Below are 13593 nucleotides of genomic sequence, written 5' to 3' on the forward strand. Positions count from 1 at the left end.
ATGTCGGAACCCCACAACAAGATCGGGCTGCGCCGATGGCTCTGGCGGGCCTACGTGCAGAGCGCGCTGTTGCCCCTGGTGCTGGTGGAGACCGTGCTGATCGCCTGCTACCTGCTCAGCAACCAGGCCATCCGCGACGCCCAGGTGCAGTACCTGGAGCAGAACGCGATGGACAGCCTCAGCGCCACGGCGGACCAGAACGCCCAGAGCATCCAGGACCACCTGGGCCACATCGCCGCCAACACCGACCTCTTCGCCCACATGGTCGAGCAGGCCCTGGCCAACCCCGCCCACACGCCGCCGGAGCGCTTCGCCACCACCGCCGATGGCGCGCGCTACAGCCCGCGCAACCTCGGCGGCGCGGCCTCCTTCTACTCCGCCGCCACGCCCCTGGAGAAGCAGGACCTGGGCAAGGTCGGCAGCCTGGCGTCGCTCGATTCGCTCATGGAGGAGATGAAGAACCACCAGCCCCTGGTGGCCAGCCTCTACTTCAACAGCTGGGACAACTACAACCGCATCTTCCCCTGGTTCGAGACGCAGAAGCAGTATCCCCACGACATGCGCATCCCCGAGTACAGCTTCTACTACCTGGCGGATGCGGCGCATAACCCGGGGCGCCTGCAACGCTGGACCGACGTCTACCTCGACCCGGCCGGCCAGGGCTGGATGACCTCCTCCATCTCCCCTGTGTACCGCGGCGACTTCCTCGAAGGCGTGGTGGGCATGGACGTCACGGTGGGCGGCATCCTCGAGGAGATATCCCGGCTCCACATCGGCTGGGGCGGCTACCTGGTCCTGGTGGGCCCGGACATGAACATCCTGGCCCTCCCCCACGCCGCCGAGCACGACTTCGACCTGCAGGAGCTGACCGGCCACGCCCCACAGGAAGCCGTGAAAAGCGAGCGCTTCAAGCCGGCCGACTTCAACCTGGGCATGCGCCCGGATACGGCCGACCTGGCCGAGACGCTGGCCAAGGCGCCGAACGGCCGCGCCGAGATCGACCTGAAGGGGCGCACACACCTGGTGGCCTGGAACGAGATCCAGCCCTCGGGGTGGCGCCTGGTGGCCCTGGCGGACAAAAGCGAGGTGATGGCCGCCACCAACAACCTCGCCGGGCACTACCGACATATCGGCTACCTGCTGATCGCCGGGCTGGTCGGCTTCTACCTGTGCTTCTTCACCTACATGTGGCTGCGCGCCCGCCACCTGAGCGACCGGCTGCGTGACGCCATCGATGGCATCGCCGACATGCTACGGCAGATCGGCCTCGGCCAGTGGCAGCCGAGACGCGCCGAATCCCGCATTCTCGAGCTGGACCGGATGGCCGAATCGGTGCTGGTGATGGGGCAACAGCTGGGCATCAGCGAAAACCAGCGCAACGCCGCGCAGCAACGTCTGGAGCTGGTCGCCGAAAGCGTCACCGCCGGGCTCTGGGAGTACGACCTGGAACAGGACCGCCTGCACCTCCGGGGAGAGTTCGTTGCGCGCTTCAACCTGCCCGGCTGCGAACTTCTGCGCCACCGGCTGCCCCCCCACATCCACCCCGATGATGCGCCGCGCCTGGACTCGGCCCTGAACGCCCTGCGCCTGGGCGTCATCAGCCGCATCGACCTGGAGCTGCGCTTCCTCGCCCCCGACGGCTCGGAGGTGTGGATGCTGTGCCGCGGGCGCAAGCTCGAACTCGAAGGCGAGGCCACCCACACGTTGGTGGCCGGCACCTTCGTCGACATCGAAAAGCTCAAGCAGGTGGAGGAAGACCTGCTCCAGCGCACCCGCGAGGCCCAGGCGGCCAGCCAGGCCAAGTCGCGTTTCATCTCCAGCATCAGCCACGAGCTGCGCACACCGCTGAACGCCATCCACGGCTTCGCCCAGTTGATGCACATGCAGGCGACCCAGACGGGCGCAGACACCCAGTCGCTGGACGAGATACTCCTGGCCAGCGGTCATCTCTCCCAACTGGTGGACGACCTGCTCGACTGGTCCAGCCTCCAGGCCGAGGCACCCAAGCTGACCCTGCGCCCGGTGAATGCCGGGCGGATGATGCACGAGTGCGCGGAGATGGTGCGCGGGCAGGCCGAGACCGTCGGCCTGGAGCTGCAGGTGCGGCTGCCCGAGGCACCCACGCACGTGATGGCGGACAGCAGGCGCCTGCGCCAGGTGCTGATCAACCTGCTGTCGAACGCCATCAAGTACAACCGTCCCGGCGGGCGCCTGCTGCTGGGCGTCGAGCCTTGCGATGAGCACCTGCGCATCTATGTGGAGGACGGCGGCGAAGGGGTCGATCCGGCCCTGCAGGGGGAGCTGTTCGAACCCTTCCAGCGCCTGGGCAAGGAAAACACCGCGATCAAGGGAACGGGCATCGGCCTCTCGCTGTGCCGCGAGCTCGCGGAACTGATGCAGGGCCGCATGGGCCTGCACAGCGAACTCGGCGTGGGCAGCCGCTTCTGGATCGAGCTGCCCCTCGCGAATACGCCCTCCAGCGTCGGCCGCGTGGAGCGCTCGGGGCGACCGAGGGTCATCCACCTGGATGACGACGAGCCCAGCCGACGGAGGGTTGCCAGGGCGCTGGCCGGCGTCGCCGACGTCGCCTCGCTGGACAACGGCGGGCAACTGGCCGAGGCGCTGCAGCAAGGCCTGCCGGACATGCTCCTCGTGGACCTCGGCGTGGAGGGTGCCTCCGCGATCAGCCAGCTCAACGGCATCGAAGGCGGGGCCGATGTGCCCGTCGTCATGCTCACCGCAAAACCCGACCCTTCGTGGTTGAGCTTCTATGCTTTCAGAGCCGTGCTGTTGAAACCGATAGACGTCGAGGAACTGCGCGAACTGGCGAGTTCGCTGCTGGTCAAGGAGGAGCCTCATGTTCACTAGCATCCCCAAGGAAACCCGCATCGTCATCATCGACGACATCACCGCCAACATGCGCCTGCTGGAATCCAGTACCCGGGCCTTCGGGCTGCGCCATGTACAGGGCTTCAGCGACTCGGCCGAAGGCCTGGAATGGCTGATCCACAACCCCTGGGACCTGCTGATACTCGACCTGGACATGCCCGCCCCGGACGGCTTCGAGATCCTCCGGCGCCTCGGCGACAGGAACCGCTCGCGCCGGCCCGTCATCATCCTCACCGCGCTCGGCGACCCGGAGAGCCGGCGCCGCGGCTTCGAACTGGGCGCCAACGACTACCTGACCAAACCGGTGGACCTGCCCGAGCTGCTGCTGCGCATCCGCAACTGCCTGCAGCTCGCCTACGCCACCGAGCACCTGGAGAACATGAACCAGGACCTCGAAGCCAAGGTGCGCACCCGCACCGCGCAGTTGAAGGAAAGCTACCGCGCCGGCATCCGCGCGCTGAGCCGCGCGGCCTGCTACCGCGACAACGACACCGGCGACCACATCCTGCGCATCGGCGAATTCGCCGCCCTGCTGGCCGCCACCATCGGCATGCCCGAAAGCTGGTGCGAGACGCTGCGCCTGGCAGCCCCGATGCACGACCTGGGCAAGATCGGCATCGCCGACAGCATCCTGCTCAAGGAGGGGCCGCTGACGCTGGAGGAGCGCACCGCCATGATGGAGCACCCGCGCATCGGCTATTCGATCCTGCATGAGGAAGGCGGCACCGAGCTCATCGACATGGCCGCGGAGATCGCCTACTGCCACCACGAGAAATGGGACGGCAGCGGCTACCCCCGGGGCCTTGCCGGCGACGCCATCCCCCTCGCCGCCCGCATCGTCGCGCTTTGCGACGTCTACGACGCCCTGCGCATGGACCGGCCCTACAAGCGCGCCTGGAGCCCCGAACGCGCCCAGGCGCACATCCTCGAGCAATCGGGGCGGCACTTCGACCCGCAGCTGGTCGAGGCGCTGCAGACCCGCTTCGCCGACATCGAAGCCCTGCTGGAAGACCGCGAAGCCCTGCACGCCCACATCGTTTGAGCGGCTGCGCATAACGGCTGAAGGCAACCCCCAGAACGTTTGGGCCGGCTTCAGACTCCATTCAGATTCGCTGCGGATACTGCCCCCACTCGAACCAACGATGGGGGCAAGACATGATCCAGTCGCAATGGGAAACGCTGTTCCCACTTCACTTTGGCAGCCTGGGCCAACGCCACGCCTACCTGGCCCTGCAACGCCCAGGGGACCCGGGCCGCGAGGCACTGGAAGGTTTCGTCCAGCGCAGCTTCAAAGCGGCCCACGACGCCGACGTCCAGCACTTCCTGCCGGAGATGCTCGGGCTCCATGACCGCCACGGCGACCTGGACGCCGCCGTCGGCCTCCGCCTGGCAGACACCGGGCCGCTGTTCCTCGAACAGTACCTGGACGAGCCCATGGAAGCGGCGGTGAGCCGCCTGGCCGGAGCCGCCGTCACCCGCGCGGCCCTGGTGGAGGTCGGCAACCTGTCGTCGCTGTCCGCCGGCGGCGCCCGCCTGCTGATCATCGCCGTGACCTGGCTCCTGGCCACCCGGGGGCTGCGCTGGGTCGCCTTCACCGGCACCGCCAGCCTGGTCAACAGCTTCCACCGCCTCGGCCTGGAGCCGATCTCCCTGGGCCGGGCCGAAGCCGAGCGCCTGGCCGACCCGGACAGCAACTGGGGCACCTACTACGCACAACGCCCGCAGGTATTCGCCGGCGACATCGGCAACGGCTACCACAAGCTGGAGCGCCACGGCGTGTTCCACCGCCTGGGGCTCCCCTCCTTGCACGGGGAGAACGGCAATGCGGCCTGACCTGAAGGGGTTCCGTGAAATCCTGCAACGGCACGCTGATAGCGACGCCCGGCGCCCAGCCGTCAGGGGCGCCCAGCAGCGCTTCAGCTATGCACAGCTGCTGGCCGAGGTCGCGCAGCGCGAGGCCCGCCTGGGCGAGCTGCCGGCGGGGCCGCTGGTGCTGCTCCTGGACAACGGGCCGGACGCACTGTTCTGGGACCTGGCGGCATTGTTCAGCCAGCGCCCGTGCATCGTGCTGCCGCCCTTCTTCAGCCCCGCCCAGCGGGCCCATTGCCTGCAGCAAAGCCAGGCGACCCTGGTGCTGGCGGACGACGACGCCCACGGCGAGGAACTGACCGCCGCCGGTTACCAATACACGGACGGCCTCTGGCAGCGCCCGGCGAGCCACGCCGCCGCCCTGCCGGAAGGCACCGCGCGCATCACCTACACCTCCGGCAGCACCGGTACCCCCAAGGGCGTGTGCCTGTCCGCCGCCGCCATGCTCGAGGTTGCCCAGGCCCTGGAAGCCGCCAGCCGCCCCACCGCGCCGCGCCAGTATCTGGCGGTGCTGCCCCTGGGCGTACTGCTGGAGAACCTCGGTACCTACGCCGCGCTGATCGCCGGCGCCCAGGTCACCCTGCTGCCCCTGGCCCAGCTCGGCCTCAACGGCGCCAGCGGCATCGACCTCAAGCGCCTGCTGGGCTGCATCATGCTCAGCGGCGCGCAGAGCCTGATCCTGGTGCCGCAACTGCTGCTGGCCCTGGTCACCGCCATCGAGCGCGGCCTGATGCAGGTTGGCGAGCTGCGCTTCGTCGCCGTCGGCGGCGCGCGGGTCTCGGAGGCCTTGCTGGCTCGCGCCCAGGCCATCGGCCTGCCGGTGTACGAGGGGTACGGGCTCTCCGAATGCGCCTCGGTGGTGTGCCTCAACCTGCCCGGGCACAGCCGCCCCGGCACGGTGGGCCGGCCCCTGCCCCACGTCGAGGTGCGCCTGGCCGAAGACGGCGAGGTGCTGGTGCGCGGCGCCATCCTGCTCGGCTACCTGGGCGAGCCGGCGCCCGCCTCGCCCTGGTGGCCCACCGGTGATCTCGGCCACTTCGATGCGGACGGCTACCTGCGCATCCTCGGGCGCAAGAAGAACCAGTTCATCACCAGCTTCGGCCGCAACGTCAACCCGGAATGGGTGGAGGCCGAGCTGACCCAGGACGGCACCATCCTCCAGGCCTTCGTCCATGGCGAGGGCCTGAGCCACAACCTGGCGCTGCTCTGGCCGCTGGCCGTCGAGACCACCGCCGCCGAGCTGGAAGCCGCCGTGCAGCGCTGCAACCAGGGGCTGCCGGACTACGCCCGGGTGCACCGCTGGGCGCGCCTGCCCGAGCCCTTCTCCACCGCCAACGGCATGCTCACCGGCAACGGCCGGCCGCGCCGCGAGGCGATCTTCCTCCATTACCAGACCACCTTTAACCAACTCGCCAACGCCTGAGGTTTCCCATGTCCTTCTTCGACACCCTGCAAAGCGCCACCCACACCGAACGCCAGGCGCTGTTCGCCGTACCGGTGATCCGCGACGCACTGGGCGGCACCGTCAGCCTGGAGGGCTACATCGCCTTCCTCACCCAGGCCTACCACCACGTACGCCACACCGCGCCGCTGATGATGGCCTGCGGCGCGCGCCTGCCCAGCCGCCTGGAGTGGCTGCGCAAGGCCGTGTGCGAATACATCGACGAGGAGTACGGCCACGAGCAGTGGATCCTCAACGACATCGCGGCCTGCGGCGGCGACCCCGAGCGCGTGCGCGACAGCCGGCCATCGTTGTCCATCGAGCTGATGGTGGCCTTCCTCTACGACACCATCGCCCGGCACAACCCGGTGGGGCTGTTCGGCATGGTCAACGTGCTGGAGGGCACCAGCATCGCCCTGGCCACCCACGCCGCCGGCAGCATCCGCAGCTCCCTCGGCCTGCCACCGACGGCCTTCAGCTACCTCAGCTCCCACGGCGAGCTGGACCAGGACCACATGGCCACCTACCGCAAACTGATGGACCGCCTCGACCAGCCCGAAGACCAGGCCGCGGTGATCCACACCTCGCAGGTGGTCTACGGCCTCTATGCCGACATGTTCCGCGGCCTGCCCCGTGCCGAGGTGCGCCATGCGACTGTCTGATTGCCGTGCGGTGCTCACCGGCGCCAGCGGCGGCATCGGCCTGCAACTGGCCCGGCAACTCTGCGAGGCCGGCGCCCAGGTCCTGGCGGTGAGCCGCCACGAGGGCAGCCTGGCGCCCCTGCGCCAGCAGTACCCGCACCAGCTGCGCTGGCTGCAGGCCGACCTCACCCAGAGCGCCGACCGCCACCAGGTGCTGACCTCGGCCTGGCAGCTGGGCGGCGTCAACCTGCTGGTCAACGCCGCCGGGGTGAACCACTTCGCCCTGTTCGAGCAGATCGACGACGCGCGCCTGGACGAGCTGCTCGACCTCAACCTCAAGGCCACGCTGCAGCTCACCCGCCTGCTGCTGCCCCTGCTGCGCCGGCAGGAGCACGCGCTGATCACCAACATCGGCTCCACCTACGGCTCCATCGGCTACCCCGGCTACGCCACCTATTGCGCCAGCAAGTTCGCCCTGCGCGGCTTCTCCGAGGCGTTGCGGCGGGAGCTGGCGGACACCTCGGTGGACGTCCTCTATGTGGCGCCACGGGCCACCCGCACGGCCATGAACGGCGCCGCCGCCACCGCGCTGAACGACGCGCTGAAAGTGGGCACCGACGCCCCCGAGGACGTCGCCATCGCCGTGCTCGAAGCGATCGAACGCAACCTCCGCGAGCTCTACCTGGGCTGGCCGGAAAAGCTCTTCGTGCGCCTCAACCACCTGCTACCGGGGCTGGTGGACCGGGCGCTGCGCAAGCAGCTGCCGGTCATCCGCCAGCACAGCCGCGCAACCACCGGGGAAACCAGCAAATGAAACGACTCCTGCTCATCGCACTGCTCATCGCCTCGCCCCTGGCCTGGTCCCTGGACGACGCCGGGCAGCAACGCCTGGCCGACATCCAGACCCGCTGGGCGCAGATCCAGTACCGCACGCCCGAGGCCGAACGCGAGACGGCCTTCGCCAAGCTGGCGGCCGACAGCGAGGTATTCGCCCGCCAGCAACCGACAGCGGCGGAAGCCTGGATCTGGAACGGTATCGTCACCAGCAGCTGGGCCGGGGCCGAGGGCGGCCTGGGCGCACTGGGCAAGGTCAAGGAGGCACGCGCCAGCCTGGAAAAGGCCCTGGCGCTGGACCCGCAAGCCCTGCAGGGCTCGGCCTACACCAGCCTGGCGGCGCTCTATGACCGAGTGCCCGGCTGGCCCATCGGTTTCGGCGACGCGAAGAAAGCCGAGGCGCTGCTGCAGGAAGCCCTGCGCATCAACCCGCACGGCATCGACAGCCTGTACTTCTGGGGTGATCATCTGTACCGCCAGGACCGCCCGACAGAAGCCCGCCAGGCCCTGGAACAAGCCCTGCAGGCCCCCCCGCGCCCCGGGCGCGAGCTGGCTGACCAGGGGCGACGGGATGAGATCAATGCTTTACTCAAGAACCTCAAGGACAACTAGGACCAAGCATGCGTCTGTTGCTGGTTGAAGACGATAGCGCGCTGGGCGAAGGCCTGCGCACCGGCCTTCGCGAAGAGGGCTACACCATCGACTGGCTGCAGGATGGCGCCAGCGCACTGCACGCCCTGACCCAGGAGAGTTTCGACCTGGTGATCCTCGACCTCGGCCTGCCACGCCTGGACGGCCTCAACGTCCTCAAGCGCCTGCGCGGGTCGGGGTCGGCGCTGCCGGTGCTGATCCTCACCGCCCGCGACGGCATGGAGGACCGCATCGCCGGCCTCGATGCCGGCGCCGACGACTACCTGATCAAGCCCTTCGACCTCAACGAGCTCAAGGCCCGCCTGCGTGCCCTGCTGCGACGCAGCAGCGGCCGCGCGCAGGTGCTGGTGGAACACGGCGGCGTCAGCCTCGACCCGGTCTCTCAGCAGGTTCACTACCAGGGCCGGCCCGTCTCGCTGACGCCCAAGGAGTACATGCTGCTGCACGAACTCCTGGCCCAGCCGGGCAAGGTCTTCAGCCGCGAGCGCCTGACCCAGCTGCTCTACGGCTGGGACGAGGAAGCGGAAAGCAACACCCTCGAAGTGCACATCTACCACCTGCGCAAGAAGCTCTTCGGCGAGCTGATCCGCACCGTGCGCGGCATCGGCTACCTGGTGGAAAGCAAACTATGACCTCCTTGCGTCAACGCACCCTGTGGCGGGTGTTCATCCTGCTCATCGCCGGCACCAGCCTGCTCGCCTACTACAACTACCGCGACAGCAGCCACGAGATCGCCGAGGTCTACGACGCCCACCTGGCGCAGAACGCCCGGCTGCTGCAGGGCGTGATGAGCCTGCCGCTGGCCGCCGGCGACCGCCAGAAGCTCTACGGCGCCTTCGACGCGGCCCTGCTCCAGGCAGGCCGCTCCGGCATCGGCCACCCCTACGAGAACAAGCTGGCATTCCAGGTCTGGAGCACTGACGGTGAACTGCTGGTGAACACCCCCAGCGCCCCACGCATCGGCCCCCAGCAGCGCACCCCCGGTTTCTCCGACATCACCCTCGACGGCAAGCAGTGGCGCGGCTTCCTGCTGCCGGTGAGCGAGCAGCAGGTGGTGATCTGGGTCGGCGAACGCAAGGACGTGCGCGGCGACCTGGTCAACCGCATCGTGCGCCACACCCTGCTGCCCTTCCTGCTGGGCGGGCTGGTGCTGGCGCTGCTGGTCTGGTTCGCCATCGGCTGGGGGCTGCAACCGCTGCAGAACATGGCCAACGTCATTCGCGGCCGCCATGCCAAATCCCTCGAACCCCTGCAGCTGGCCCCGCTGCCCAGCGAGCTGGAGCCCATGCAGGCGGCCATCAACCGGCTGCTCGGCCAGGTCAGCGACCTGCTGCGCCGCGAGCAGCGCTTCATCGCCGACGCCGCCCACGAGATGCGCACCCCGCTGGCGATCCTGCGCCTGCATGCGCAGAACGTGGAGCAGGCCCGCTCTGCGGAAGACCGCGAGCGCGCCCTGGGCTACCTGATCGGCGGCGTCGACCGCTTGAGCCGCGTGGTCAACCAGTTGCTGACCCTGGCACGGATCGAGCCGCGCCTGGGGCAACACCCGGGCGATGACCTCGACCTGGCCAAGGTCGCCACCGACACCCTGGTGGAAATGACCCCCTGGGTGCTGGAGCACAACGTCGAGCCGGTGCTGGACATCCAGCCCGGCACCTACCCCGTGCGTGGCGACGCCATGAGCATCGGCATCGCCCTGCAGAACCTGGTGAGCAACGCCGTGGACTTCTCCCCGGCCGACGCCGTGGTGACCATCAGCCTGCGCAACGCCGCCGAGCACATCGAGCTGGCGGTGGAGGACCAGGGACCGGGCATCCCCGAAGAACGCCTGGCCCTGGTCTTCGAACGCTTCTTCAGCGATGGCCACGAGGGCGGCGCCGGCCTCGGGCTGTCCATCGTCAAGACCATCATGGAGCACCTGGGCGGCGACGTGCGCCTGGAGAACGCAGCCGGCGGCGGTCTGCGCGCCATCCTGATGTTCCCCCTGCGCCAGCGGCCCGCCGGGCCGGCCTAGCCCGGCCCCTGCTCCTCCTCCGGCAGCGGGCGGCGCCGGCCCGTGATCATCGACAGCGGCAGGTTGTCCCGCAGGCGCAGGCTCTCGAACACCGCAGCGCTCAGGTGCAGCGCCACCAGCAACGCCAGGCCGTTGGCGCTCCAGCGGTGCAGGTCCTGGGGCCAGTCGACGCCCCACAGCGAATCGACCTCCTGCATCAGGTAGCCGCTGAGCCCCAGCAGCGCGATGGCGCCCATCATCAGCACCATCACCAGCGCCCCCAGGGGCGAATGCCCCAGGCGGTGGCAGGGCGCACCGCTGACCAGTGCCCGCAGGTGCGCCGCGAGCCGTCGCGGCGTCGGCCAGAAGTCGTGCCAGCGCGCGCTACGTGGCCCGATGAAGCCCCAGGCCACGCGCACCAGCAGCCAGGCGCAGGCGTAGTAGCCCAGCCAGGCGTGCCAGGGGTCGCCTTCCTCGGTGAAGAAGTAATCGGCGAAGAAGACGCCGGCGACCGAGACATGGAACAGCCGGACCAGCGGGTCCCAGAGGCGGATGGTCGCCGCGCGCATCAGTCTTCCACCCGGCTCTTCACCGCTTGCCCGGTGACCGGGTCGTGGTAGATCTCGACCTTGCGCTTGTCCTTGTCGAGGCCGTAGATCTCGTAGCAGTTGCCGGAGGTGATCTTGAACTTGTTGATCTGATAGCCCTGCTCCTTCAACTGCGCCTGGAACTGCTCGGGGTCCTTCCAGGTGGAGCGGTCGGCGGTGGTGCATTGCGGTGAAGCGAGGGCGGCGCCGCTGGCGATCAGCAAGGCGGGAAGCAGCATGAAGCGCATGGTGAAGCTCCTTTGGTGTTTGGAGGCCTCACTCTGCGCGCCGAAGCTTAAGGATTTCTGAGGCCCGAACGCCCCGTCCGGCCGCTACGGCAAGGTGCCGATACGGGCCAGTTCGCGCTGCAGCTCGTCGCGCTCGAGGCTCGCGAAGGGCAACGCCAGGAAGGCCCGGCAGCGCCGCTCGATGCAGGCCAGCGTGGCGCGGAAGGCCGCCTCCACCTGGCCCTCGTCACCCCCCGCCTCGGAGGGATCCTCCAGCCCCCAGTGGGCCTTCAGCGCCGGGCCGAAGTACACCGGGCAGGCCTCACCGGCCGCCTTGTCGCACACGGTGATGACCACATCCGGCGGGTTGTCGGCGAAGGCCTCGTTGCCCTTGCTGCGCAGCCCCCGGGTGTCGATGCCCGCCTGCTGCAGGGTGGCCAGGCTGCGTGGCAGCACCTGGCCCTTGGGAAAGCTGCCGGCACTCACCGCCTCGAACCCGGGCGGCGCCAGGTGGTTGAACAGGGCTTCGGACAGGATGCTGCGGCAGCTGTTGGCCGTGCACATGAACAGGACTCGCATCGATGGCTCCTGCCGCACCGGGCGGCGATCAAAGGCTCAGGCGCAGCGCCAGGGCCGACAGCGTAATAAGCAGTACGGGCAGCGTCAGCAGGATGCCGACCTTGAAGTAGTAACCCCAGGTGATGCGCATGCCCTTGCGCTCCAGCACATGCAACCAGAGCAGCGTGGCCAGGCTGCCGATGGGGGTGATCTTCGGGCCGAGGTCGCAGCCGATGACGTTGGCGTAGATCATCGCCTCGCGCACCACGCCTTCGGCCCCGCTGCCCTGGATCGACAGCGCCCCGATCAGCACGCTGGGCATGTTGTTCATCACCGAGGAGAGCACGGCGGAAAGCACGCCGGTGCCGAGGGTGGCGCTCCACAGCCCCTGCGCGGCGAGGCGGTCCAGCACCTGGGTGAGAAGGTCCGTCAGCCCGGCGTTCTTCAGGCCATAGACCACCAGGTACATGCCGAGGGAGAACACCACCACCTGCCAGGGCGCCTCGCGCAGCACGCGCCGGGTGGCGATCCGCTGCCCGCGCGCGGCGACGGCGAACAGGGTCGCCGCACAGACGGCCGCCACGGCGCTGACCGGAATGCCCAGGGGCTCCAGGGCGAAGAGGCCGGCCAGCAGCACCAGCAGGGTCCACCCACCCACCACGAAGGTGGCGCGATCGCGGATCGCTGTCTCCGGCGCCGGCAACGCCTCCAGGGCGTAGCGCCGGGGCAGGTCACGGCGGAAGAACAGCCACAGCACCAGCAGCGTGGCAGCGACGCTGGCCAGGTTCACCGGCACCATCACCGCGGCGTACTCGCTGAAGCCCAGGCCGAAGTAATCGGCGGAAACGATGTTCACCAGGTTGGAGACCACCAGCGGCAGGCTGGCGGTATCGGCGATGAACCCGGCCGCCATGACGAAGGCCAGCGTGGTGGCCGCCGAGAAGCGCAGCGCCAGCAGCATGGACATGACGATGGGCGTGAGGATCAGTGCCGCGCCGTCGTTGGCGAACAACGCCGAAACCGCGGCGCCCAACAGCACGCAGAAGCAGAACAGGCGATGACCGCTGCCCTTGGCCCAGCGGGCTACATGCAGCGCCGCCCACTCGAAGAAACCGGCCTCATCCAGCAGCAGGCTGATGACGATGACGGCGATGAAGGTAGCGGTGGCGTTCCAGACGATGGCCCACACGACGGGGATGTCGTGCAGCGACACCGCCCCCACGCCCAGCGCGATGACCGCGCCGAGGGTGGCGCTCCAGCCCACCCCCAGGCCTTTGGGTTGCCAGATGACCAGCACCAGGGTGAAGACGAACACGGCAATGGCGACAAGCATGAACCAGCGCTCCAACAGGCTTAGCAGCAGGCGGCCGCACGGACGGGGCGGTCATCCATGTTGTGCAGGCGCGAGGCGTTTTCCCGCAGCCACTCGGCATTGGCCTTGAGCGTCACCTGCAGCATCTCGTGCACCCAGGCGGGCAGCTCCGGGTTGAGGCGGTAATACACCCACTGGCCTTGGCGGCGATCCAGCAGCAAGCCATTGCTGCGCAGTTGGGCAAGGTGGCGGCTGACCTTCGGCTGGCTGTCATCCAGGGCGCACATCAGTTCGCAGACACACAACTCGCCAAGGTGGGCGATAAGCAGCGTGGCGCGGGCGCGCGTTTCATCGGCGAGGCTTTTGAAGACGTCGGTCGGGGTGATCATGGGAGGGCCAGAACATATGGGAAATCGAATATACGGATTTCCATATATCCAGAAAAGACATTTCGACGCCCAGACTCACGCCTGTGCGGTTTTTTTGCCCGCCGCCCGCAGCTCGGGTGCTGACCGACATGTAGGGTGGATGACGCTCTTTTCATCCACCAAGCGATGCCGCCAGGGGCAACGTGTCAGGGTAGGGTTGCGA

14 protein-coding genes are annotated in these 13593 nt (G+C 68.6%); 9 read left to right on the top strand and 5 right to left on the bottom strand.

Annotated elements, in window-relative coordinates:
* The 9 genes from PI990_RS18070 to PI990_RS18110 all read left to right on the top strand — a co-directional run bounded on the left by PI990_RS18070 (position 1) and on the right by PI990_RS18110 (position 10339).
* Entirely contained in the window at positions 1-2868 is a 2868-nt protein-coding gene (locus PI990_RS18070; protein WP_271657981.1) for an ATP-binding protein, read from the top strand.
* Entirely contained in the window at positions 2858-3931 is a 1074-nt protein-coding gene (locus PI990_RS18075) for an HD-GYP domain-containing protein (RefSeq protein ID WP_271657982.1), read from the top strand. Before PI990_RS18070 ends, PI990_RS18075 begins: the two co-directional genes overlap by 11 nt.
* Positions 3932-4044: 113 nt before the next feature.
* Positions 4045-4722, top strand: coding sequence for a thermostable hemolysin (locus tag PI990_RS18080; RefSeq protein ID WP_184490053.1), 678 nt, complete (start codon positions 4045-4047; stop codon positions 4720-4722).
* Positions 4712-6181, top strand: a complete 1470-nt coding sequence (locus PI990_RS18085; RefSeq protein WP_184490054.1) for an AMP-binding protein — start codon at positions 4712-4714, stop codon at positions 6179-6181. The genes PI990_RS18080 and PI990_RS18085 overlap by 11 nt, the downstream gene beginning before the upstream one ends.
* An 8-nt stretch (positions 6182-6189) precedes the next feature.
* A complete protein-coding gene (locus PI990_RS18090; protein ID WP_021220164.1) occupies positions 6190-6861 on the top strand; it encodes a TenA family transcriptional regulator in 672 nt (223 codons plus the stop codon).
* Positions 6848-7654: an SDR family oxidoreductase gene (locus PI990_RS18095; protein WP_184490055.1), complete on the top strand. Its 807-nt coding sequence runs from the start codon at positions 6848-6850 to the stop codon at positions 7652-7654. The genes PI990_RS18090 and PI990_RS18095 overlap by 14 nt, the downstream gene beginning before the upstream one ends.
* Positions 7651-8286, top strand: coding sequence for a tetratricopeptide repeat protein (locus PI990_RS18100; RefSeq protein WP_021220162.1), 636 nt, complete (start codon positions 7651-7653; stop codon positions 8284-8286). Before PI990_RS18095 ends, PI990_RS18100 begins: the two co-directional genes overlap by 4 nt.
* Before the next feature lie 8 nt (positions 8287-8294).
* Entirely contained in the window at positions 8295-8957 is a 663-nt protein-coding gene (locus PI990_RS18105) for a response regulator (protein WP_021220161.1), read from the top strand.
* Positions 8954-10339, top strand: a complete 1386-nt coding sequence (locus PI990_RS18110; protein ID WP_271657983.1) for a sensor histidine kinase — start codon at positions 8954-8956, stop codon at positions 10337-10339. The genes PI990_RS18105 and PI990_RS18110 overlap by 4 nt, the downstream gene beginning before the upstream one ends.
* Here PI990_RS18110 and PI990_RS18115 read toward each other — a convergent pair.
* The 5 genes from PI990_RS18115 to PI990_RS18135 all read right to left on the bottom strand — a co-directional run bounded on the left by PI990_RS18115 (position 10336) and on the right by PI990_RS18135 (position 13391).
* The gene (locus PI990_RS18115; protein WP_271657984.1) at positions 10336-10887 is read right to left on the bottom strand and encodes a cytochrome b/b6 domain-containing protein; all 552 of its coding nucleotides are present in this window, start codon (positions 10885-10887) and stop codon (positions 10336-10338) included. The genes PI990_RS18110 and PI990_RS18115 overlap by 4 nt on opposite strands.
* On the bottom strand, positions 10887-11153 hold the full coding sequence (locus PI990_RS18120) for a PepSY domain-containing protein (RefSeq protein ID WP_043245602.1): 267 nt from the start codon (positions 11151-11153) through the stop codon (positions 10887-10889). Before PI990_RS18120 ends, PI990_RS18115 begins: the two co-directional genes overlap by 1 nt.
* Positions 11154-11237: 84 nt before the next feature.
* A complete protein-coding gene (locus PI990_RS18125) occupies positions 11238-11711 on the bottom strand; it encodes an arsenate reductase ArsC (protein WP_271657985.1) in 474 nt (157 codons plus the stop codon).
* 28 nt (positions 11712-11739) lie between these two features.
* Positions 11740-13023: an arsenic transporter gene (locus PI990_RS18130; protein WP_271657986.1), complete on the bottom strand. Its 1284-nt coding sequence runs from the start codon at positions 13021-13023 to the stop codon at positions 11740-11742.
* Positions 13024-13043: 20 nt separating this feature from the next.
* Positions 13044-13391 carry a metalloregulator ArsR/SmtB family transcription factor gene (locus PI990_RS18135; protein ID WP_021220155.1) on the bottom strand — a complete coding sequence of 116 codons (348 nt, stop codon included), beginning with the start codon at positions 13389-13391 and terminating at the stop codon, positions 13044-13046.
* Positions 13392-13593 lie beyond the last annotated feature (202 nt).

The organism is Pseudomonas sp. TUM22785 (assembly GCF_028198105.1).
In the GTDB taxonomy this organism is placed as follows: Bacteria; Pseudomonadota; Gammaproteobacteria; order Pseudomonadales; family Pseudomonadaceae; genus Metapseudomonas; species Metapseudomonas solani.

Excerpts from the sequence above, each read along its gene's own strand:
- PI990_RS18080 (WP_184490053.1), top strand. The coding sequence starts at position 4,045 with ATGATCCAGTCGCAATGGGAAACGCTGTTCCCACTTCACTTTGGCAGC.
- PI990_RS18130 (WP_271657986.1), bottom strand. The coding sequence starts at position 13,023 with ATGCTTGTCGCCATTGCCGTGTTCGTCTTCACCCTGGTGCTGGTCATC.
- PI990_RS18115 (WP_271657984.1), bottom strand. The coding sequence starts at position 10,887 with ATGCGCGCGGCGACCATCCGCCTCTGGGACCCGCTGGTCCGGCTGTTC.
- PI990_RS18110 (WP_271657983.1), top strand. The coding sequence starts at position 8,954 with ATGACCTCCTTGCGTCAACGCACCCTGTGGCGGGTGTTCATCCTGCTC.
- PI990_RS18095 (WP_184490055.1), top strand. The coding sequence starts at position 6,848 with ATGCGACTGTCTGATTGCCGTGCGGTGCTCACCGGCGCCAGCGGCGGC.
- PI990_RS18070 (WP_271657981.1), top strand. The coding sequence starts at position 1 with ATGTCGGAACCCCACAACAAGATCGGGCTGCGCCGATGGCTCTGGCGG.
- PI990_RS18090 (WP_021220164.1), top strand. The coding sequence starts at position 6,190 with ATGTCCTTCTTCGACACCCTGCAAAGCGCCACCCACACCGAACGCCAG.
- PI990_RS18100 (WP_021220162.1), top strand. The coding sequence starts at position 7,651 with ATGAAACGACTCCTGCTCATCGCACTGCTCATCGCCTCGCCCCTGGCC.
- PI990_RS18120 (WP_043245602.1), bottom strand. The coding sequence starts at position 11,153 with ATGCGCTTCATGCTGCTTCCCGCCTTGCTGATCGCCAGCGGCGCCGCC.
- PI990_RS18125 (WP_271657985.1), bottom strand. The coding sequence starts at position 11,711 with ATGCGAGTCCTGTTCATGTGCACGGCCAACAGCTGCCGCAGCATCCTG.
- PI990_RS18105 (WP_021220161.1), top strand. The coding sequence starts at position 8,295 with ATGCGTCTGTTGCTGGTTGAAGACGATAGCGCGCTGGGCGAAGGCCTG.
- PI990_RS18085 (WP_184490054.1), top strand. The coding sequence starts at position 4,712 with ATGCGGCCTGACCTGAAGGGGTTCCGTGAAATCCTGCAACGGCACGCT.
- PI990_RS18135 (WP_021220155.1), bottom strand. The coding sequence starts at position 13,391 with ATGATCACCCCGACCGACGTCTTCAAAAGCCTCGCCGATGAAACGCGC.
- PI990_RS18075 (WP_271657982.1), top strand. The coding sequence starts at position 2,858 with ATGTTCACTAGCATCCCCAAGGAAACCCGCATCGTCATCATCGACGAC.